The organism is Pseudaeromonas pectinilytica (genome assembly GCF_054780855.1).
In genome coordinates, this window is the sequence record NZ_BAAGVN010000050.1 from 1 (window position 1) to 561 (window position 561).

At 56.2% G+C, this 561-nt stretch carries 2 protein-coding genes; both read left to right on the forward strand.

Features of this window, described 5'->3' with window-relative positions; genetic code table 11:
• The first annotated feature begins 15 nt into the window (after positions 1–15).
• Positions 16–360, forward strand: a complete 345-nt coding sequence (locus ACYVG7_RS04310) for a reverse transcriptase domain-containing protein (RefSeq protein ID WP_460882001.1) — start codon at positions 16–18, stop codon at positions 358–360.
• Positions 361–412: 52 nt separating this feature from the next.
• The coding region (locus tag ACYVG7_RS04315; protein ID WP_460882002.1) for a group II intron maturase-specific domain-containing protein at positions 413–561 on the forward strand (149 nt) is incomplete at its 3' end.

Genomic DNA, 561 nt, shown 5'->3' on the forward strand with positions numbered 1-561 from the left:
GGCGGCAAACGCCAGTTGGGGATCCCGACCGTCACCGACCGGGTGATCCAGCAAGCCATTGCCCAGGTGCTGACGCCCATTTTCGACCCCGGCTTCTCGGATAACAGTTTCGGGTTCCGGCCCCATCGAAACGGGCAGCAAGCGGTGCAACAGGTACAGAGCCTCATCAAGCAAGGCCGCGGCTTTGCGGTCGATGTGGATCTGTCGAAGTTCTTCGACCGGGTAAACCATGATCTACTCATGAGTAAACTGGGCGCCAAGATCAACGACAAGCGGTTACTGAGCCTGATTGGCCAATACCTGCGAGCCGGGTCTATCGCTAACCAGCAGCATCAGGAGAGTCGGGAAGGTNAAGAGTAAGTTCCTCGGATTTACCTTCAAGACGGGGAGGATCCTCATCCACCCGAACAGCTTGCAGCGTTTCAAGCAGCAAGTCAGACGACTGACCAACCGCAACTGGGGCGTCGCGATGGAGTATCAACTCTTCAAAACGAGCCAATACCTGCGAGGCTGGATCCACTACTTTGGTATCGCCAACTGCTATCAACTCTGCGTGGAGCT